Below are 21,080 nucleotides of genomic sequence, written 5' to 3'. Positions count from 1 at the left end.
GAAATTCAAAAATTTAAAATTCAATAAAATGGATCATTTCAAAAGAAAAATCGCTGTACTATTTTTATTTTTTTGCTGTACTACTCAAGTATTTTCTCAAAACAGCAATTTAATAGAAATTAAAAGGCTTCAAAAATCTGCACAACAAGTAACGATTATCCGAGACAATTGGGGAATTGCTCATGTGTATGGAAAAACGGATGCAGATGCGGTTTTTGGCATGCTTTACGCGCAGTGCGAAGACGATTTTAAACGTGTAGAAATGAATTATATAGAAAAACTAGGTCGTCTTTCAGAAATAAAAGGACAGTCGGTTTTATATAATGATTTAGAAATACGACTTTTAATGGATGCCAATGAAGCCAAGGCCGATTATAAAAAAGCAGCACCTTGGCTGAAAAAATTATTGAATAGTTATGCTGATGGAATTAACTTTTACTTGCACAAACACCCCGAAGTGAAACCTGCTTTATTAACTCATTTTGAACCTTGGTTTCCTTTGCTTTGGACAGACGGAAGCATTGGTGCCATCAGCACTGCAGATTTAACGACTGGTGAACTCAAAGCTTTCTACTCTGGAAACACGGATAAGGTTGCTTATGTAGAAAGAGAGAAAGACGTGCAAACTGGTTCTAATGGTTTTGCTTTGGCTCCAGCCAAAACGGCTTCGGGAAATGCTATTCTTTACATTAATCCGCACACGACTTTTTACTTTAGACCTGAAATACAAATGAGCAGCGAAGAAGGATTGAATGCATATGGTGCGGTAACTTGGGGACAATTTTTTATATACCAAGGATTTAATGAAAATTGCGGCTGGATGCACACTTCCTCTAATGTGGATGTCGCCGATATGTATGCCGAAAAAATTATAACCAAAAACAATAAACTTTTCTACGAATACGACTCTAAATTAGTACCCGTTAGCGAAAAAATGATCTCCATTAATTATCTTGAAAGCGGAAAACAAATCACTAAAAAATTCAAAACATACTTTACAAGCCACGGTCCAATTATGGCCAAACGAGATGGGAAATGGATTAGTTTGAAATCGAATAATCGTTCGATGAATAGCTTGGTTCAAAGTTGGGTGAGAACAAAGTCGAAAGGATTTGACGAATATAAAAAAGCAATGGATTTAAAAGCCAACACATCTAATAACACCATTTTTGCTGACAATAAAGGAAACATTGCTTATTGGCACGGGAACTTTATTCCTATTAGAGATAAAAATCTGAATTGGTCAAAAGTTATGGACGGTTCCACATCAAAAACCGACTGGAAAGGATTGCATGATGTTTCTGAAACAGTTCATTTATACAATCCTACAAACGGTTGGTTGCAAAATTGCAATTCAACACCCTATTCCGTAGCGGGTGCCGATAGTCCAAAAAAGAAAGATTATATGCCTTACATGGCTCCTGACGGAGAAAGTTTCAGAGGAATAAATGCTGTTCGCTTGTTAAGCAAAGGCGAAAAATATACTTTAGACAAAATAATTGCCGACGGTTACGATACAAAACTGTCCGCTTTTGAGGTCCTAATTCCTTCTTTAATTTCGAGTTTTGAAAAAAATATTAATAAAAATGAACCCATTTATTCCGAATTATTAGAACCCATTACTACATTAAAAAAATGGGATTATTATTCGAATGAAAGTTCGGTAGCGACGACATTAGCCATTGAATGGGCATCCAAATTAAATCCTATCATTCAAAAAGTATATATTGATGAAGGCGAATTAGACCAAGTGGAAAACACTCAGAATTTTGCAAAAAATGCATCTTCAGATCAACTTATTCCGCAATTACAAATGGTCGTTAATGAATTGAAGGCTAAATTTGGAACCTGGCAAATTCCTTGGGGCGAAATCAATCGCTTCCAAAGACCATCTGGCGACATTGATTTAACTTATAATAATGCATTGGTGAGTTTGCCCATTGGTAATGCACCTGCTCTTTGGGGTTGTTTACCTGCTTATAAAAGCAATTATCAAAAAGGTACCAAAAAGCGTTACGGATATAATGGTAACAGTTTTGTGTGCGCGGTAGAATTTGGACCAAAAATAAAAGCCAAATCATTACTTGCTGGCGGAAACAGCGGTGATCCAAAATCGAAACACTTTTATGACCAGGCAGAAATGTATCGAAAAGGACAATTCAAAGACGTACTTTTTTATAAGGAGGATGTTCAAAAAAATGCGGAACGCACCTATCACCCCGGTGAATAGTTTTTTTCAACTTTTTATCATAAGAATTAAAAATACAGTCATAAGATAAAAAAATCAAAGTCTTAATTTTATGACAAATTAATTGAGAATTTTGTATAAATAAAAATAGCTAATATGAAAAATATATTCTTTGCCTTTTTAGGAATTCTAGTGTTCTCTAATGGCGCATTCGCACAATTGAAAGCCGTAAAATACACTGATGGAAATCAAAAATTAAATGGTTTATCAATTGTACCAAAAAAAGCAAGCAAAACTAAACCTGGAATTTTAATCCTTCCCGCTTGGAAAGGGATTGACACCCATGCAAAACAATCTGCGGAAAAACTTTCAAAAATGGGGTATTATGCCTTTGTCGCTGATATTTATGGTGAAGGAAATTATCCAACAAATATGCAGGAAGCAGGAAAACAAGCCGGTTTTTATAAAAAAAATGTAGCTGATTATCAACGACGCATTCAACTCGCTTTAGATCAATTAGTAAAAGCAGGTGCTAATCGTGATAATATTGTTGTAATAGGATATTGCTTCGGAGGAACGGGGGTACTTGAAGCTGCCAGAGCAGGAATGAAAATTAAAGGAGCAGTTTCTTTTCACGGTGGTTTAGGGCGCGATGCGACCCGAATGAACAATCCAATCACTACAAGAGTTTTAGTTTTACATGGTGCTGATGATCCTTACGAACCCAAAGAAGAAATTACTGCTTTTCAGCAAGAGATGCGTGATACAAAAGCAGATTGGGAAATGATTTATTATGCTAATGCAGTTCACGCCTTTACAGATCCTGAAGCAGGAAATGACAACTCTAAAGGAGCGGCTTACAATGAAAAAGCGGCTAAACGATCTTGGGAACGTATGAATTCTTTCTTAAAAGAAGTTTTGAAATAATTTATTAAATATATATTTTTAAAAAACGGTATAAGTTCTGGATTTTTGTTAGATTTATAAGTTGAAATTTAACAAAATCATAGAATTTATACTCTTTTTTTATGTCAAAAAGTAAAATCAGGAGCGACAAAACTTGTCTGAACTGCAGATATGTGGTCGAAAATAAATTCTGCCCTAATTGCGGACAGGAAAACACGGATACCAGAAAAACATTTCATCATTTGTTTATTCATTTTTTTGAAGATTTGACACATTATGAAAATGCGTTTTGGAAAACCATAAGAAACCTGTTATTCAAACCGGCGACTTTAACCAAGGAATATCTTTCCGGAAAGCGATTATCTTATTTGGCGCCAGTCCGGCTCTACATTTTTATCAGCTTTATTACATTTTTTTTAATTGCCATTTTTCCAAATAAAGAATCGGAACCTATAAAAATTGACGAAAAAAAACCAATCACAATTACAAATAAAGACACCAAAAAAGAATATCAGATTTTTGGGGAGCAATATAAATCAGTCAAAGAACTAGATTCCCTTCAGAAATACGCGCCACAGTCTAATAAATTAGACGATTTTAGTTATTGGATAACCAAGAAAGTATTAACTGTTACCGAAAACAATAGCAATCAAGAAATTATTAAAAAATTCTTGGAATCGTTTCTGCATAATTTACCGAAGGTTTTATTCATATTCATGCCTCTTTTTGCATTTTTTCTATGGCTTTTTCATAACAAGAAACGCTGGTATTACTTTGATCATGGTATATTTACCTTGCATTATTTTTCGTTCTTATTGCTAATTTTTTTAATCTTGTTTTTAATTACAAAGTTATTTTCGTTATTTGCATTGTCAGGTTTCGCCAGTTTCATTGAGGGAACAATTAATTTTATAGGATATAGCTGGATGGTTTATTATTTTTTTCCAGCACACCATAGATTTTACGGTGAAACACGATTAGTTTCCTTTATAAAAAGCAGCATCCTGTTTTTAATCAACGCTATTATAATTGTAATTATTCTTACTTTATATGCCATTTATACATTTATCAATTTACATTAAAATCATGAAAAAAATCCCTTTACTAGGTTTGTTATTCGTTTTAAGCACAAGTTGCACTAGTCAAAAAACCACTGTTGACAATGCTGACCCAACAAAATACATGAATACTATAACTGCCAATGAATTAAAAACACATCTTTATATTGTCGCTTCTGATTCGATGGAAGGCCGTGAAACCGGATCAGCAGGTCAGAAAAAAGCAGGAGTTTATCTTATCAATCAATACAAAAAAAACAATGTTCCTTTTCCTAAAGGAGCCAAAGATTACTACCAAAGAATTCCTGCGGCTTTCTTGAATGCCAAGCGAAATGAAAATTTAGCTGATTCAGAGAATATCTGGGCATTTATTGAAGGTTCTGAAAAACCAAACGAAGTCCTTGTCATTTCAGCGCATTACGATCACGTAGGAATTAAAAATGGCGAAGTATATAACGGTGCTGATGATGACGGTTCTGGAACCGTTGCTTTATTAGAGATTGCACAAGCATTCGAAAAAGCAAAAAAAGAGGGTCACGGTCCTAAACGGTCTATCCTTTTTCTACACGTTACCGGCGAAGAACATGGCTTACACGGATCTCGCTATTATTCTGAAAACCCCTTGTTTCCAATAGCAAACACAATAACTGACATCAATATTGATATGATTGGTCGTCGCGATGAGGCTCATGCAAATACTAATAATTACGTCTATGTAATTGGCGCAAACCGTTTATCAACTGATTTAGATAATATCTCCAGAATGGCAAACGCCAAGTACACCAAGTTAGATTTAGATTATAAATACAACGAATTATCAGATCCTAATCATTTTTATGAGCGTTCTGACCATTATAATTTTGCCAAAAACGGCATTCCTGCTGTTTTCATTTTTAATGGCGTCCATGCAGATTACCATCAAAAAACGGATGAACCAAATAAAATTGAATACGATGCTTTGGCTAAAAGAGCTCAATTTGCATTCGTAATTGCTTGGGAGTTGGCAAACAGAGAAAATAGACCTGTAGTCGATAAAAAAATAGAATAGTTATTTGGGCACATCCACGATTTCACTCCCGATAATTATCGGGAGTGAAATCGTCTTCGGGCTATACGCTACAATCTGCGCTGAAAAAAGCGCAGGATTTTCGCTGCTATCCCTTGTGCAAATCCGATAAAAAAAAAAGCTTTGAATTCCTTCAAAGCTTTTTTTTATATCAATTATAGATTAAACCCTTTCGTCAAATTCAATTTTATCTACACTATCAATTTTATACAAGGGTTGCTCAAGAGGCAATGTAAAATAAAAAGAAGAGCCAATTCCTTCAACACTTTCGACCCAAATTTCACCATCATTTTTTTCTAAAAACCCTTTTACCAATAATAGGCCTATTCCTGCTCCTTTGTTATCTTTCCTTGCTTTAGAGAGTGTGCTCATTTGCGGGGTAAACAGTTTATCTTGTACCTCTTTAGACATTCCAATTCCGGAATCTTTTATCTGAATTATTACTTTTTGTGCTTCAATTTTTGCCGAAACGATAATTTCTCCTCCAGGTAAAGAATGCTTGATAGCATTGGAAATTATATTTTGGAAAACAGACAGCAACATCTTTCCATCGGCAAAAACACTTACATCATCTTCGATTTCATTACGAAGATTTATGGAATTCATAGAAGCCGTTTCACGTAATGATTCAAAAACCTTTTGCACATAAGTAGAAGGCTTAATTTTTGCAGGAGAGAATACTTCCGATGCATATTTTATTCTTGCCCATTCCACTAAATTGTCCAGCATGTTTAACTCATCTACTGCAGTTTTATGGAGTAAATCAAGCATTTCTTTTGCTTTCTGAGTTTCCAATCTGTCTAGATTGGTTTTCAGATATTCTGTAGTTCCAATAATTCCAGACAATGGACTTCTTAAATCATGGGAAACAATTGCAAGCACATTCTCTTTGTGTGCATTGAGATCTTCCAGCTCTTTCACATATTTTTTTATAGCATCCTCTGATTTCTTTCTCTCCGTCAAATCTCGCAGGATTTTAACGTATCCTAACCTCTCCCCTTCAACTCCAATAAGCGGAAAAACTAAACCATAAGCATAAAATACACTTTTGTCCTTACAAATGTGCCATCTGTTATCAGTTGCTCTCCCCTCTATTAATGCAGCTTGAATTTCTGTTTGCGGAATACCATTTTGTATATCTTCTTCAGTAAAAATTACATCAAAATGTTCTCCTATAATTTCATCGGATTCATAACCAAATATTTTTGTTGAACCAGAACTCCAACTATTAATTATAAATTCATTATCAAGAGTGAAAATCGAATAATCTTGTAAACTATCTATTATTTGGCTGTAAAACTCATCTGTTGGAAGGTAATTACTGTTAAGAATTTTAGAATTAATTTTCTCGTTTTTCATTAAATTATATAAATAATATTTAAAATTTTGAAAGCTTATTTTCGGTTTATTTAACTAAGAAATACGCTCAAAGATACACAAAAGAATATAGGAATGATCTATAACTCAAATTATAACCGTTAATACAAGAATGTAGGTCCATGAAAGATACTGCTACAATTTATTTGCTCATTAAATCCTACATAACTTCCTTGAATCCAATATGATACTATTCCTTTTACAAAAGTCAAGCCAATAAATTAGTGAATACAATTTCATGATACATTATCCCACAAAAAAAGCCGCGAATTTCTTCGAGGATTCTGACCTCTAAATTATTCTGTTGTTAAAATATTGCATCCCATTTAACAGTAAAATATATATTAATCCATATAAATTTTCAAATTTCGCTATAAACTGTGTTAAAAAAATCGAGGATTTAGGTAGATAAAAAAAATTAAACGATCAAAAATTTAACTTTAACAATTTTGATAAACTCACTTCTAATATTTAACAATTTTAACTCTATTGTAGTTTAATCAAATTTAATAAAAACTCAGATTAGGCTTATTAATTAAAGTTAACTTATTGTTAAATAATTAATTATAAGGTAATTATGTAAATTTTTTTAAAATTTTTTGTCTAAATTTGAGAGTGATAAATTTTTAGAAAGTGCTATAAGCGTAAAAATAAAAATGAATCATAAAGCATAAGTTGCGTGATTAATAAGATAGTTAATAATGAGATGTCTATTTCTTATTTTTGTCAAAATCAGGGGGTCTACTTTAAGTTTTATTCAATTATTAACCCTTTAGACGTTAAAGATGGAAATCAAACAAATTTTACTTTCTTATTCAACAGCTTCGATTGTATTCCCAAAACATTTAAAAAACCAACATACAACTTTATACGTAAGTAATTATTAAACAGTTGTCTAAAACAGCAACTAACACCTAAAGATCCCAAATCTTCCACAAGTTTAATTAAATGTGATGGTTAATAAATTTTATTATTAACTTTTAAATGTTTAATTATGAAAAATGAAGTAAAAATTCATGAAGTGAGCTCCTCACCCCTCAAAGGCCGACGTGAGTTTCTGAAATTAAGTGGAATGGCAGTTGCCGGAACAGGATTATTTCTGACAGGTTGTAGTTATGACGAAGGAATAGGTCTAAATAATTCTTTTGACAGTACAGCTAAAATTGGAAGTAACGGACACAAGCCTGGTGTTAAAGACGGCGTGTTTGACCTAGGTGGTAATGATTTAGGCGTACTTACATATGCGTATGCGTTGGAGCAGCTAGAAGCCGACTTTTATACCAAAGTAGTAAATGCTTCCGGTTTCACCTCAACATTCAATTCGATCGAGCAACAAGTTATGACTGATTTGTATTATCATGAGGTCATCCATCGAGAATTTTTCAAAGCGGCATTGACAGGAGCACTACCAAATCCAGAAAAGCAGTTGCTACCTAACTTGGCTTTTAATTATGGAAGTTTAAATTTTAACAGTCGTACAGATGTCTTAGCAACTGCGAAAGCACTTGAAGATACTGGAGTAGCTGCCTACAATGGTGCCGGAAGATTACTTTCCAATCCTGATTATTTATTGCTTGCGGGAAAAATCGTTTCTGTAGAAGCAAGACACGCATCAGCAATTAGAAGTTTAATCAATCCTAACTCAAACGATTTTGCTGGTGATGATGTGGTAGATCCCACTACTGGATTAGACGTTAAGTTGAATCCATCGCAAGTACTGCTTATTGCCGGAGGATTTATCACAACAGAATTTACTGCAAAATATTTACCGTAACCTAAAAACTTATCATTATGAATATATTAAAATTTTTAGAGCCGTTTACCAACGACAACTTAATGAACGGTAAAGGTTCCAGAAGAGACAGTTTCAATTTTTTTGGACAATTAGGTAAAAATGCCGCTTATGCTGCAATTCCTTTCGGTCTTGCTGCGTTGACTTCAACTAAAGCATCCGCTGCTGATATTAGCCCTACACCCTCCACTCCAATTGGAGCCTTACAACTGGCTTTGACACTTGAATATTTAGAAAAAGAATTCTATCTTATGGGGTTAGCATCAGGTGTGATTCCAACGGGTGGCCGAGATGAAAAAGTATTTATGCAAATTTCAGCGCATGAAACAGATCACGTAACCTTCCTGATTGCAGGTTTAGGTGGAGCTGGAAGTCCGAATTTTGTTGCCAAACCCACTTTTGACTTTACTGTTGGCGGTGCATTCGATCCCTTTAATGCTACTGGGATTGGAAATACTGCTGCATACGCACAATTCTTAGCATTAGCACAAGCATTTGAAGATACTGGAGTACGAGCGTACAAAGGACAAGCTACAAATCTAATTTCAGCTCCGGATTTATTGACTGCTGCATTACAAATTCATTCAGTTGAAGCGCGACATGCCTCAGAAGTGAGAAGGTTACGTGGCTTAAAAGGATGGATAACCGGAAACGAAAGAGGGGCAGGAATGCCAGCTGCAACACAAGCTGTATATAATGGCGAAGAACTCACAACTCAGGCGGGTTATAATACAGCCACACTTTTTGGAGCAGCCGCAGGATCTGAATCTTATGATGAGCCCTTAACAACTGTTGAAACAGTAACTATCGCAAATCTGTTCATCGTGTAAGTATTGCTTATAATTTCAAGAATATAATTCAATGAATTTCAAATTTTAAATTAAGAAATTTGTTTTTACAAAAAAGCCTCGAAATTCTTCGAGGCTTTACCTTTTTGGGACATTTCTTGTTTAAAAACGGCTTTTCCTTTCATTTAAAACTTGAAGTGTCAAGTAGATAATTTTAAACTGTCCTATGAACTTTCTCTGGAAAATTGCGCTCTTTTAGCAAAAAAACAAACCATTGAAATAGTACTTTGTAACAATATCGAAACGTTTTCTTTAAAACTTTTTCAATTTTAGCACTACATTTTTCTAAACATTAAATTTAATAAAAACTGTACTCAGCCTGTACAAACTAAATCTAACTTATTATTAAATAGTGGTTTAGGAAAAATTATATAAGTTTTTCGGCAAATTATATAAGTTTTTTTTTAAAATTTAAGATTAAATTTGATTTTGAAAAAGTTTTAAATCAATACGAAATCTTTAAAAAAATTAGGGATATCATAAAAACATAATTCACGGACTATTAATTTATACTAAAATACCTATATCAAATTGTTCTGAAAAGCATGGAAAATAATTTAATTTTTATTCAATTATTAACATTCAAATAACCAACGGATAATTTCTAAAGTCAGCACCTTTTCTAAAATATATTTTTTTTTGAATACACATTAATCGTAAGATTCCAAATTCACAGTAAGTCAAAATAAATGCAGTGTTTAATAAATTCTATTACTAATTTTTAAATGTTAAATTATGAAAAATGAAGTTAAAATTCATGAAGTAAGTTCCTCTCCTCTCAAAGGACGACGGGAATTTCTTAAAATCAGCGGACTAGTCGTTGCCAGCACCGGGCTGATTATGATGGGATGTAATGATGATGACAATTCTTCCCCAACAGATGACAAACTACCTGGGGTTCGAAATGGAAAATTCGATTTAGGCGGTAATGATTTAGGCGTACTTAGTTATGCGTATGCTTTGGAACAGCTGGAAGCTGATTTTTATACCAAAGTGGTTAATGCGAGCAATTTCAGAACTGTATTTAATTCGACAGAACAAGAAGTTCTAACCGATTTATACAATCATGAGGTAATTCATCGCGAATTTTTCAAGGCGGCATTGACGGGTGCTCTGCCTAATCCAAGCCTTCAATTACTTCCTAATTTGGCTTTTAATTATGGAACCTTGAATTTTAACAGCCGTGCGGAAGTTTTAGCAACTTCAAAGGCGTTGGAAGATACTGGGGTAGCTGCATATAATGGAGCAGGAAGATTGCTGACGAATCCTGATTATTTATTGCTAGCAGGAAAAATTGTTTCTGTTGAAGCAAGACATGCCTCCGCAATACGAAGTTTAATCAACCCTAATTCAAATGATTTTGCGGGTGATGACGTAATAAACACTAGTACTGGACTGGACGTAATGAAAACTCCTTCTCAAGTTCTGCCAATCGCTGGTGGATTTATCACAACTGCTTTTACAGCACAATTTTTACCATAAACCTTACCTAAAACTTATTATTATGAATATATTAAAATTTTTAGAGCCGTTTACCAACGAAAATTTAATGAACGGTAAAGGTTCAAGAAGAGACAGTTTCACTCAATTTGGACAATTCGGTAAAAACAGCGTACTAGCTGCAATACCTTTTGGACTTGCTGCGCTGACTTCAACAAAAGCATCCGCTGCTGATATCAACCCGACGCCCTCAACACCAATTGGGGCCCTACAACTGGCGCTAACCCTGGAATATTTAGAAAAAGAATACTATATTATGGGGTTAGCATCAGGTGTGATTCCTACGGGTGGCCGAGATGAAAAAGTATTTATGCAAATTTCTGCGCATGAAACGGATCACGTAAGCTTCCTTATTGCAGGTTTAGGTGGAGCTGGAAGTCCTAATTTTGTTGCCAAACCAACATTTGACTTTACAGTTGGCGGTGCATTTGATCCTTTTAATGCTACTGGTATTGGAAAAACGGCAGCATACGCACAGTTCTTGGCATTAGCACAAGCATTTGAGGATACTGGAGTACGTGCGTATAAAGGACAAGCCGCAAATCTAATTTCAGCTCCGGATTTACTGACTGCTGCATTACAAATTCATTCAGTGGAAGCGCGACATGCCTCAGAAGTGAGAAGGTTACGTGGCTTGAAAGGATGGATAACTGGAAACGAAAGAGGGGCAGGAATGCCAGCTGCAACACAAGCTGTATATGACGGGGAACAAGTGACAACTCAAGCGGGTTACAATACAGCTACACTTTTTGGAGCGGCCGCTGGATCTGAAGCTTATGATGAGCCTTTAACGACAGCTCAAACGGTAACAATTGCAAATATTTTTATCGTCTAATCTATTTATTATAATTTCAAAATATGGAATTAAATTAAGAAATTAATTTCCACAAAAAAAGCCTCGAATTTCTTCGAGGCTTTTGCCTTTTTGGGTGGGAGACGGGGCTCGAACCCGCGACCCTCGGTACCACAAACCGATGCTCTAACCAACTGAGCTACAACCACCATAATGCTTAGCGGTGGCAAATATACAACATAAGTTTACTTTTGCAAATAATTTTTTTAAAAATTTACAGCAAAATTACCTCAAATCTGCTAAGCTATTGACTGCCAAATATCTTTCAACTGTAAAACCTTCGGCATGATCTACGCCTACGAGTCTTCCTAAATCCTGCGAACGGTAATTTAGGCTTTCAAAGAAGTTTTTACTGGTAATTGGTGATTCCGGTTCATTAGAATTGGCATCATAAAATTGCGACCGATAAGCTAATATAGCTTCAATCTTCTTATCAGTAAATCCCGAAATGTCAACTACAAAGTCAGGCTCAATATTTTTCCATTGAATATAATGATAAACTAACTTTGGTCTCCATGCCGCTTGAATTTCACCATCCAGAATCGTCTCCACTTTCCTCAAACCTGATAAAAAACAAGCATCCGAAACTAATTTACTGCCTTTTGAATGATCAATATGACGATCATCAATTGCATTACACAATACAATTTCTGGCTGGTATTTGCGAATCATTTTTATAATTTCCAATTGATGCTTTTCATCATTCACAAAAAAACCATCCCGCATACTCAAATTTTCCCTTACAGAAACACCCAATATTTCAGCAGCATCATTTGCTTCCTGATCTCGAATTTCAGCCGAACCTCGCGTTCCTAATTCACCATGTGTCAAATCAATTATTCCTACTTTTTTTCCTAAGGAAATTTCTTTTAAAATAGTTCCGGCACAACCCAATTCTACATCGTCCGGATGCGCACCAAAAGCTAATATATCTAGTTTCATTTTTTTTTGTTTAATTTTAAGAGCTTAGAACAAACTCTTCCTCCTTTTATAATTTAATCCGTACTCTTTAAATATAGAATATTAAATTTTGAATGTACAATCTACCTACTACAAAACTCTTTTCATCGTCATCGATTTATTGACGCTTTCCCCCCACTCTTTTTCCGCAATACTATCTTTTGTTACACCGCAACCCATATACAAATGCGCTTTGGTCATTGCAAGATTCGAAGAAATCTTAATTTGCATACATCGTAAATTGACATACAAATCAGATTTCATTTCTGATTTTTTAAATCCTTCTTTATTTAATTCGCCTAAAAAACCAGTGTAATATTCTCTGTCATAGTCTTCATTTTCCAAAATAAAATCTATTGCAACTTCTTTAGGCAAGCCACATACAGCGGGTGTTGGATGCAAAGCCAAAACTACTTGCTTCAAACTTGAATTCTTATTTATCAGCCCCTCAATATCTGTTTTAATGTGCACTAAGCTTCCCGCTTTCAAATTATAAGGGCTGGAAATAACTATTTTTGAAGTCAATTCTTTTAAACTATTCAAAATAAAATCGGTTACAAATTGCTGTTCCTCGATTTCTTTTTTCTCCCAAACTGCTTCTGCCGTATCTTGAAGTTTTTGCGTTCCCGCCAATGCTGTTGTATAAAATTTATTGTTTTTGGTCTTCAGCAATCGCTCAGGTGTAGCGCCCATCCATAATCCAATTTTTGGGTGAAACCAGCAATAACAAAAAGCAGTTGGATAGGTTTGAACCAATTTTTGAAAAACTGAAACCAAATCAAAATCAGTCAAATCAACAATCTCTTTCCTAGACAGAACTACTTTGTTCATACTCCCTTTTGCAATAGCGTCAATTCCTTTTTGAACAAGAGTTTTAAAATGCTCTTTGGATTCTTTGTTTTCGGAGTTAGCAAAATCTAAATTATTATCCTCTTCAGAAGAAGTTATTAAAGTTTCCCATTTTACAGATTGATCTGCAGGAATAAGTATCATTTGGCTGCCTTCAAAAGGAGCAAAAACAAAACCTGTTTCTTCAAAATTTTCAGCAAAATACAAATGATCATTGTTTTGAAACAAGCCTACTAACTTGATATTATTGGGTTTTTTGTACAATACAAAAGGTAGATTTTGAGCTTCCTGCTGTTTTACTTTTATGAAAAAATCAATCATACTTAATTATTTTTAAAACTAAGTTACAATAAAAAACTAAATTTATTTCTTTTCTTTGGTCAAAACCATATTCGTTAATTTACATAACGAAATCAAGTTTCCGGCTTCATCCGTAATTTTGATTTCCCAAAGATGTAAACTTCTTCCTTTATGAATAATGCGGGCAGTTCCATAAACAACTCCTTCACGAATGCTTCTTAAATGATTCGCCGAAATTTCAATCCCACGCACTTCTTGCTCTTTGTCGTTTATAAAAAAATGAGAAGCCGCACTTCCCACACTTTCAGCCAAAGCTACTGACGCGCCGCCATGCAACAATCCCATAGGCTGATGAACGGATGAATTTACTGGCATTTTGGCCACCAAGAAACCTTCTCCTGCATCAATATATTCAATTTTTAGGGTTTCCATCAATGTGTTTTTCGAAAACTCATTGCAATATTCAAGCATTTTATTTTTATCTAAAGTCATGTATTATATTTTAAAAATGTAAATTTAAAAAAAAGATGAGTTAGAAAACAGTAAATGAATTGTTATTATACCCTCAAAATTAAAATTGCTCTCTATTCAAATGAGTTTTTTCTTATTTTTACAAAAAATAAATCCAAATGCGTCCTATCACTTTATTGTTTTTTATTGGAATATTAATTTCGGTTTGCTCTTGTCGAAGTGATTTTGAGACTGTGAGCAGCACGGGTGATTTGTCATTTTCGAAAGACACCATTTATTTAGATACAGTTTTTACAAACATTGGCTCCAGCACTTACAGACTAAAAGTGTACAACAAAAGTAAAAATGACATTCGTATTCCAACCATTCAATTAGCCAAAGGATTAAACTCAAAGTATAGAATGACCGTTGACGGAATGCAAGGAAATAATGGTAAAATATTCAACAATGTAGATTTATTGGCCAAAGACAGTTTGTATATTTTCATTGAAACCACCGCTAATACTAAGGATGCAAACCCAACCGATTTCCTATACACCGACCAAATTCAGTTTGATAGTGGAGAAAATCTTCAAAAAGTGGAATTAGTTACATTGATTCAAGACGCTGTTTTCTTGTATCCAAAACGTTTTGCTGACGGTACGACGGAAACACTTCCAGTTGGTGATCAAAAAATTGATGGTTTTTATTTGGATGAAAACGATGCTATAAACGGAAACGAACTGCATTTTAAAAATACAAAACCTTACGTCATATATGGCTATGCCGCCGTTCCTTCGGGAAAAACTGTAACTTTTGATGCGGGTTCCAGAGTTCATTTTCATGCAAATTCAGGACTCATTGTGCCCAATAAAGCTTCAATAGTAGTAAACGGAGCAGCATCTACCACCGCCAGACTTGAAAATGAAGTCATTTTTGAAGGCGACCGTCTAGAACCTGATTTCTCGGATGTTCCGGGACAGTGGGGAACTATCTGGCTGACCAATGGCAGCACAAACAACAATTTGAATCATCTTACCATCAAAAATGCCACAATCGGACTATTGATACAAAATAATGACGGAACAACCGTAAACCTAAAAAGTACCCAAATTTATAATTGTGCTAATTATGGGATTTTGGCGCAGACTGCAAAAATTAACGGAGAAAATCTGGTAATCAATAATGCCGGGCAAGCGAGTTTGGCTTGTTCTTATGGAGGAAATTATAAATTTACCCATTGTACTTTCAACAATAATTGGAATAGTTCTGAGCAAGTGGCCGTTTTTCTGAGTAACAATATTACGGGCGCCGTTCCGGAGGTCAAAGATTTAACCGCGGCAACATTCAACAATTGCATTATTTATGGTTCGTATTCCACTGAAATGATACTGAACAAAAAAACAGGTGCGGCTTTCCAATACCAATTCAACAATTGCCTGCTCAAATTTGATAATATTTCCAATTCATTTACCACTAATCCCGATTATCAATTTGGAACTGACACGGCACATTACAACGCAATAATTTTGAACAAAGACCCAAAATTCTTTAAAGTCTCACTAAATAAATTCAATATTGACGATACTTCTGCCGCTTTCGCAAAAGGGAATTCGGCCTATCTCATTCCGTCCGATATTTTAGGAAACACCAGAACTCTTCCTCCAGATTTGGGTGCGTATCAAAACAAAGTATTCCCAAAATAAACATCCCTGAATAACAATCCACGGCATCTAAAACCAAGAAAACATTATTAATTTAATTAAACATTTGGTAACCTTAAATAATAATTAAAATAGTAGTTTTGTCAAAATTTTAACTCCAAAATCTAATCCTTTTTAAAACCAAATTAATCCATTATCAGACTATGAAACAAATCTACTTGCTATTATTTTTATTTCTTTTTACAGCAGGTTTTGCGCAAGCGCCAGCTGGGTATTATAGTAATGCCACAGGAACAGGTTACGCGTTGAAAACACAATTATACAATATTATAAAAGATCATAAGGTAAATGATTACGCAGGTCTGTATGTCACGTACGAAACTTCTGATATTGATAATTTCTTTGAAAATGACGGTTCCGTTTTAGATATGTATTCTGAAAATCCTACTGGTGTTGACCCGTATACTTATAGCATAACATCAACACAACGATGTGGGAACTATACTAATGAAGGAGACTGTTACAATAGAGAACATATCATACCGCAATCAGTATTCAATCAGCAATCCCCAATGGTTTCGGATGCGCATTTTATCACGCCTACAGATGGAAAAGTAAACGGAATTAGGTCCAATTATCCCCATTCAGTGGTAGCAGTTGCTACAGAAACTACTCGAAATGGAAGTAAACTAGGAGCCAGTACAACTGCAGGTTACACCGGTCCAGTTTTTGAACCAATAGATGAATTCAAAGGGGATATTGCCAGAATGTATTTCTATTTTGCTACACGTTATGAAAATACAATTGCTGGATATTCTTACGCTATGTTTAATGGTTCAACCAATAAAGCATTTACTACTGCATTTTTAAATCAATTGCTGGCTTGGCACAATCAAGATCCGGTAAGCGCTAGAGAAATTGCGCGTAACAACGCTATTTATGCGCGTCAAAATAATAGAAATCCTTACATTGATCATCCAGAATATGTAATATCTGTATGGACTACAGAGCCTCTTGATACTCAAGCTCCAACAGCAGCAACAAATCTGACAGTAACTTCTACTACATCAAACTCAGCTACTTTAACTTGGACCGCAGCAACGGATAACATTGGTGTTACCGGTTATGATTTGTATGTAAACGGTACTATTAAATCTACAGAAACAGGATTAACGGCCACAGTAACTGGTTTAACGGCTTCAACTAAATATTCCTTTTATCTTATAGCTAGAGATGCCGAAAGAAATTCTTCAGTTGCCAGTACATCAGTAGATGGGACTACAACTGCAGCACCTATAGGCGGTACAACAGCATCAGAAATATTCTTCTCAGAATACGTAGAGGGAGGTAGTTTCAACAAGGCTTTAGAAATTGCTAATTTCACAGGAGCTTCTGTTGATTTATCCGTTTATTCCATAAAAAAGCAATCAAATGGTGCCGGAGCTTGGAGTGCTGGTTTGAATTTAGCTGGTACATTAAACAACGGAGCCGTATTTATACTTGTAGATCCTGGCATTGCAACGACTTGTTATACAGCTGCCAGCGCAAACCTATCGTCTGCACAAGAAGCATTTAATGGAAATGACCCAATGGGCTTGTTTAAAAATGGTGTACTTATAGATATTATAGGAACATTCAATGGTGGAACGGCAAATTTTGGAGCTGACGAGACCTTGCGAAGAAAACCAAGTATTTCAGCACCAAATACAACTTTCAACAAAAGTGGTGAATGGGATTCATATATTAAGGATACTTGTAATGGTTTAGGAAGTCATTCATTGGCAACCCTTTCTAATATTGATTTTGATTCTAATGAATTTAATATTTATCCAAATCCATCCAATGGAAATGTCAAAATAAATTTCGAAAACTCAAATGAAAAATATTCTGTTCAGGTATTTTCAGTATTAGGACAAAAAGTTTTTGACAAAGAATACACAAACAGTTCCTCTGCAGCGGTAAACAATCTTCAAAAAGGAGTTTACTTCGTTAAGATAACAAACGATACTAAATCAATTACTAAAAAACTTATTGTAAACTAGTTTAAAAGCAAACTATTCATTTAAAGCGGCATCTATTGCCGCTTTTTTTTGGTTTATTTTAAAAAAAAACACCCTTGTCTAATAAATAAAAAGAAGATTTCTTAATCATATATTTCAACTTAGCGCTACGGTTTCATTTCTATTTTTCATAAAGTAAGACTAAAACTACTTTAATTAAAATGTTAATAATTATGTTAAGAAAACCATAATTATGTTAATAATTCCTTAACATAAACCATCGAAAAAGTTATAAATTTGCGCGTCTTAAAAATTTTAAGAATTTAAAATTAAGCTTTCAACCAACCCAAATAACCAAAACCAATTTTTTAAACGATGAAAAAAATCTACTCTTTTTTATTATTAATGTTCTTTACTGCGAGTATTGCCCAAATCCCAACGGGCTATTATTCAACGGCTACCGGAACCGGGTACGCCTTGAAAACCCAATTATACAACATTATTAAAGGTCATGTTGACAACGGATACGCCGGTTTATATACAACTTACCAAACATCTGATGTTGATAATTTTTATGAAAATGATGGCTCCGTTTTAGATATGTATTCAGAAAAACCTGCTGGAACAGACCCTTATAATTATTCTTTGGGAACAACACAAAGATGCGGAACGTATAGTGTTGAAGGAGATTGCTACAATAGAGAGCACATCATTCCTCAATCCTCTTTTGGATCAGCGGCACCAATGGTTTCCGACGCACATTTTATAACACCTACAGATGGAAAAGTAAACGGTCAACGATCTAATTATCCTCACGGAATGGTTGCGTCTCCAACTTGGACCTCTTTAAACGGAAGTAAGCTTGGAGCAAGTACCACCCCTGGATATACGGGAACTGTTTTTGAACCAATCGATGAATTTAAAGGAGACATTGCCAGAATGTATTTTTATTTTGCAACGCGTTATGAAACAACCGTTTCAGGATATACTTTTGCTATGTTCAACGGTACAAGCAATCAAGTTTTTACAACCGCTTTTTTAAACATGCTTTTGGCTTGGAATGCTCAAGATCCAGTAAATGCAAGAGAAATTGCTCGTAATAATGCTATTTATGGCACTCAAAACAATAGAAATCCTTACATAGATCATCCTGAATATGTACAAGCGGTTTGGAATCCAACAGCTGATTCTCAAGCGCCAACTGCGCCAACAAGTTTAGCAGTAACTGGAACAACAACGAGTACAGTTTCAATAAGCTGGTTAGCTTCTACCGATAATGTAGCAGTAACTGGATATAATGTATATATGAATAACGTTTTAAAAACAACGGTAACTGGATTATCAACAACAATAACAGGACTTACCGCTTCAACAGCGTATTCATTCTATGTAACTGCCAAAGATGCTGCCGCGAATTCTTCTACAGCCAGTAATACAGTTAGCGGAACAACCTCTAGTACTAGTGACACGCAAGCTCCTACTGCTCCAACTTCATTACTAGCCTCAGGAACTACTAGTTCATCAACAAATTTAAGTTGGACTGCCTCTACTGATAATACTGGCGTTACCGGGTATGATGTTTATCAAGGAACAACATTAAAAGCAACAGTAACAGGTACAACTTACGCGGTAACCGGCCTAACAGCTGCCACAGCCTATTCTTTTTCAGTAAAAGCAAAAGATGCTGCTGGAAATGTTTCTGCTTCCAGTAATGTAGCTAATGCTACTACTTCAACGGCTTCTATATCGTATTGTGCTTCTGCAGGGACTAGTACCGCAGATGATAAAATCAGCAAAGTTGTTTTTGGGTCTATAAATAACACATCGACAGGAACAGCAGGTTATGAAAATTTCACTTCATTATCTACAAATACTGCACGTGGAACCTCTTATACAATTACTATTACCCCTATTTGGACAAGTACGGTTTATAGCGAAGGATATTCAGTTTGGATTGATTACAACCAAAATGGTGTGTTTACGGATGCTGGTGAGCAAGTTTGGACAAAAGCTATTTCGACAACAACTCCGGTTTCTGGCACTTTCATCATACCTGCAACCGCTACTTTAGGAACAACTAGAATGAGAGTTTCAATGAAATACAATGCAATTCCAACAGCATGTGAAGCAATTCCTTATGGACAAGTAGAAGATTATTCTGTAAATATTATTGCTGCCACTACTGACGCGACGGCTCCAACTGCTCCAACTTCTTTGACAGCTTCTGGAACTACTGCTACAACTACCAATTTATCTTGGACCGCTTCAACTGATAATGTGGGCGTTACTGCCTATAATGTGTACCAAGGTGCAACTTTGAAAGCTACTGTAACTACTACAACTTATGCTGTAAGTGGATTAACAGCTTCAACTGCCTATACTTTTTCTGTGAAAGCCAAAGATGCAGCCGGAAATGTTTCTGTTTCAAGCAATGTAGCAAATGTTACTACTGCTGCCGGTAGTTCAACCGCTACTGACTTATTATTCTCTGAATACATTGAAGGTTCTTCCAATAATAAAGCTTTGGAAATTTCAAATGCAACAGGAAGTGCCGTAAATATGTCACTTTACAGCATTAAAAAACAAGCAAATGGCGCCGGTGCTTGGAGCACAGGATTGACCTTGACTGGAACTTTAAATAATGGAAGTAAATTTACGATTGTAAACAGTTTGATTGCTTTAAGTTGTTATTCTACAAGCACAGCAAACCTTTCTACATCAGCTGCTGAAATGGCTTTTAATGGGAATGATGCTGTAGGTTTATTTAAAAACGGAGTGTTAATCGATATCATAGGAACTTTTAATGGAGGAACGGCTAACTTTGCAATAGATATAACTTTAAGAAGAAAATCGACTGTAACTTCTCCAACCACAACATTCAATATTGCTACGCAATGGGATTCCTATGCCATGGATACTTGCACTAATTTAGGAAGCCGCATTGCTGAAAAACCGGCTAAAACGGCACTAAGTGGAGATTCGAACGACTTTAAAATGTATCCAAATCCTTCTAAAGGTAACTTTTATATAGAAAATTCAAACAAGGCCTTTTCTATTGAAATCTATAACATTGTTGGACAAAAGGTTTATGAAAGAAAGAATACAACTGGCTCAACCTTAACTGTAACTAACCTTAACAAAGGAGTCTATTTAGTAAAAATCACTGATGATTCTAAATCTTTGATTAAGAAACTGATAATTAATTAGTTATTATTAATGAATCAAAAATTAAAAAGCGGCAATTTTGCCGCTTTTTTTTATTAGAAATT

Annotated in this window: 15 protein-coding genes and 1 tRNA gene; 11 read left to right on the top strand and 5 right to left on the bottom strand. The window is 34.9% G+C overall.

Going from position 1 to position 21,080, the window contains the following annotated elements; genetic code table 11:
• Window positions 1-28: 28 nt before the first annotated feature.
• The 4 genes from H4V97_RS15110 (at window position 29) to H4V97_RS15095 (ending at window position 5,200) form a co-directional block, all read left to right on the top strand.
• Complete coding sequence (locus H4V97_RS15110; protein ID WP_196849210.1) at window positions 29-2,230, top strand: penicillin acylase family protein; 2,202 nt, start codon at window positions 29-31, stop codon at window positions 2,228-2,230.
• A gap of 114 nt (window positions 2,231-2,344) precedes the next feature.
• Entirely contained in the window at window positions 2,345-3,115 is a 771-nt protein-coding gene (locus tag H4V97_RS15105; protein ID WP_196849209.1) for a dienelactone hydrolase family protein, read from the top strand.
• 101 nt (window positions 3,116-3,216) lie between these two features.
• The gene (locus H4V97_RS15100) at window positions 3,217-4,176 is read left to right on the top strand and encodes a DUF3667 domain-containing protein (RefSeq protein ID WP_196849208.1); all 960 of its coding nucleotides are present in this window, start codon (window positions 3,217-3,219) and stop codon (window positions 4,174-4,176) included.
• 4 nt (window positions 4,177-4,180) lie between these two features.
• A complete protein-coding gene (locus tag H4V97_RS15095) occupies window positions 4,181-5,200 on the top strand; it encodes a M28 family peptidase (protein ID WP_196849207.1) in 1,020 nt (339 codons plus the stop codon).
• Window positions 5,201-5,380: 180 nt separating this feature from the next.
• Here the strand turns inward: H4V97_RS15095 and H4V97_RS15090 are convergent, their stop codons facing one another.
• Window positions 5,381-6,577, bottom strand: a complete 1,197-nt coding sequence (locus H4V97_RS15090) for a PAS domain-containing sensor histidine kinase (protein WP_196849206.1) — start codon at window positions 6,575-6,577, stop codon at window positions 5,381-5,383.
• Between the two features lie 1,012 nt (window positions 6,578-7,589).
• Between H4V97_RS15090 and H4V97_RS15085 the strand changes: the two genes are divergently transcribed.
• The 4 genes from H4V97_RS15085 (at window position 7,590) to H4V97_RS15070 (ending at window position 11,570) form a co-directional block, all read left to right on the top strand.
• Complete coding sequence (locus H4V97_RS15085; RefSeq protein WP_196849205.1) at window positions 7,590-8,369, top strand: ferritin-like domain-containing protein; 780 nt, start codon at window positions 7,590-7,592, stop codon at window positions 8,367-8,369.
• 17 nt (window positions 8,370-8,386) lie between these two features.
• On the top strand, window positions 8,387-9,217 hold the full coding sequence (locus H4V97_RS15080) for a ferritin-like domain-containing protein (protein WP_196849204.1): 831 nt from the start codon (window positions 8,387-8,389) through the stop codon (window positions 9,215-9,217).
• 753 nt (window positions 9,218-9,970) lie between these two features.
• Window positions 9,971-10,717, top strand: a complete 747-nt coding sequence (locus H4V97_RS15075) for a ferritin-like domain-containing protein (protein WP_196849203.1) — start codon at window positions 9,971-9,973, stop codon at window positions 10,715-10,717.
• Between the two features lie 22 nt (window positions 10,718-10,739).
• The gene (locus tag H4V97_RS15070) at window positions 10,740-11,570 is read left to right on the top strand and encodes a ferritin-like domain-containing protein (RefSeq protein WP_209550164.1); all 831 of its coding nucleotides are present in this window, start codon (window positions 10,740-10,742) and stop codon (window positions 11,568-11,570) included.
• 92 nt (window positions 11,571-11,662) lie between these two features.
• Here H4V97_RS15070 and H4V97_RS15065 read toward each other — a convergent pair.
• From H4V97_RS15065 to H4V97_RS15050, 4 genes are all read right to left on the bottom strand, one after another.
• Window positions 11,663-11,738: transfer RNA gene (locus H4V97_RS15065), tRNA-His, on the bottom strand.
• A 75-nt stretch (window positions 11,739-11,813) separates the two neighbouring features.
• Window positions 11,814-12,530 carry a bacillithiol biosynthesis deacetylase BshB1 gene (gene bshB1, locus H4V97_RS15060; protein ID WP_209550163.1) on the bottom strand — a complete coding sequence of 239 codons (717 nt, stop codon included), beginning with the start codon at window positions 12,528-12,530 and terminating at the stop codon, window positions 11,814-11,816.
• 108 nt (window positions 12,531-12,638) lie between these two features.
• A complete protein-coding gene (locus tag H4V97_RS15055; RefSeq protein ID WP_209550162.1) occupies window positions 12,639-13,718 on the bottom strand; it encodes a chorismate-binding protein in 1,080 nt (359 codons plus the stop codon).
• A 42-nt stretch (window positions 13,719-13,760) separates the two neighbouring features.
• Window positions 13,761-14,189 carry a PaaI family thioesterase gene (locus H4V97_RS15050; RefSeq protein ID WP_209550161.1) on the bottom strand — a complete coding sequence of 143 codons (429 nt, stop codon included), beginning with the start codon at window positions 14,187-14,189 and terminating at the stop codon, window positions 13,761-13,763.
• Between the two features lie 137 nt (window positions 14,190-14,326).
• Between H4V97_RS15050 and H4V97_RS15045 the strand changes: the two genes are divergently transcribed.
• The 3 genes from H4V97_RS15045 (at window position 14,327) to H4V97_RS15035 (ending at window position 21,018) form a co-directional block, all read left to right on the top strand.
• Entirely contained in the window at window positions 14,327-15,853 is a 1,527-nt protein-coding gene (locus H4V97_RS15045; protein ID WP_209550160.1) for a hypothetical protein, read from the top strand.
• A gap of 161 nt (window positions 15,854-16,014) precedes the next feature.
• Complete coding sequence (locus H4V97_RS15040; RefSeq protein ID WP_209550159.1) at window positions 16,015-17,853, top strand: endonuclease; 1,839 nt, start codon at window positions 16,015-16,017, stop codon at window positions 17,851-17,853.
• A gap of 333 nt (window positions 17,854-18,186) precedes the next feature.
• Window positions 18,187-21,018, top strand: a complete 2,832-nt coding sequence (locus tag H4V97_RS15035; protein ID WP_209550158.1) for an endonuclease — start codon at window positions 18,187-18,189, stop codon at window positions 21,016-21,018.
• Window positions 21,019-21,080: the final 62 nt, after the last annotated feature.

This window comes from Flavobacterium sp. CG_23.5 (assembly GCF_017875765.1).
GTDB lineage: Bacteria > Bacteroidota > Bacteroidia > Flavobacteriales > Flavobacteriaceae > Flavobacterium.
The sequence above is the reverse complement of the archived record's forward strand: the minus strand, read 5'-3'. Positions and strand labels throughout refer to the sequence as shown.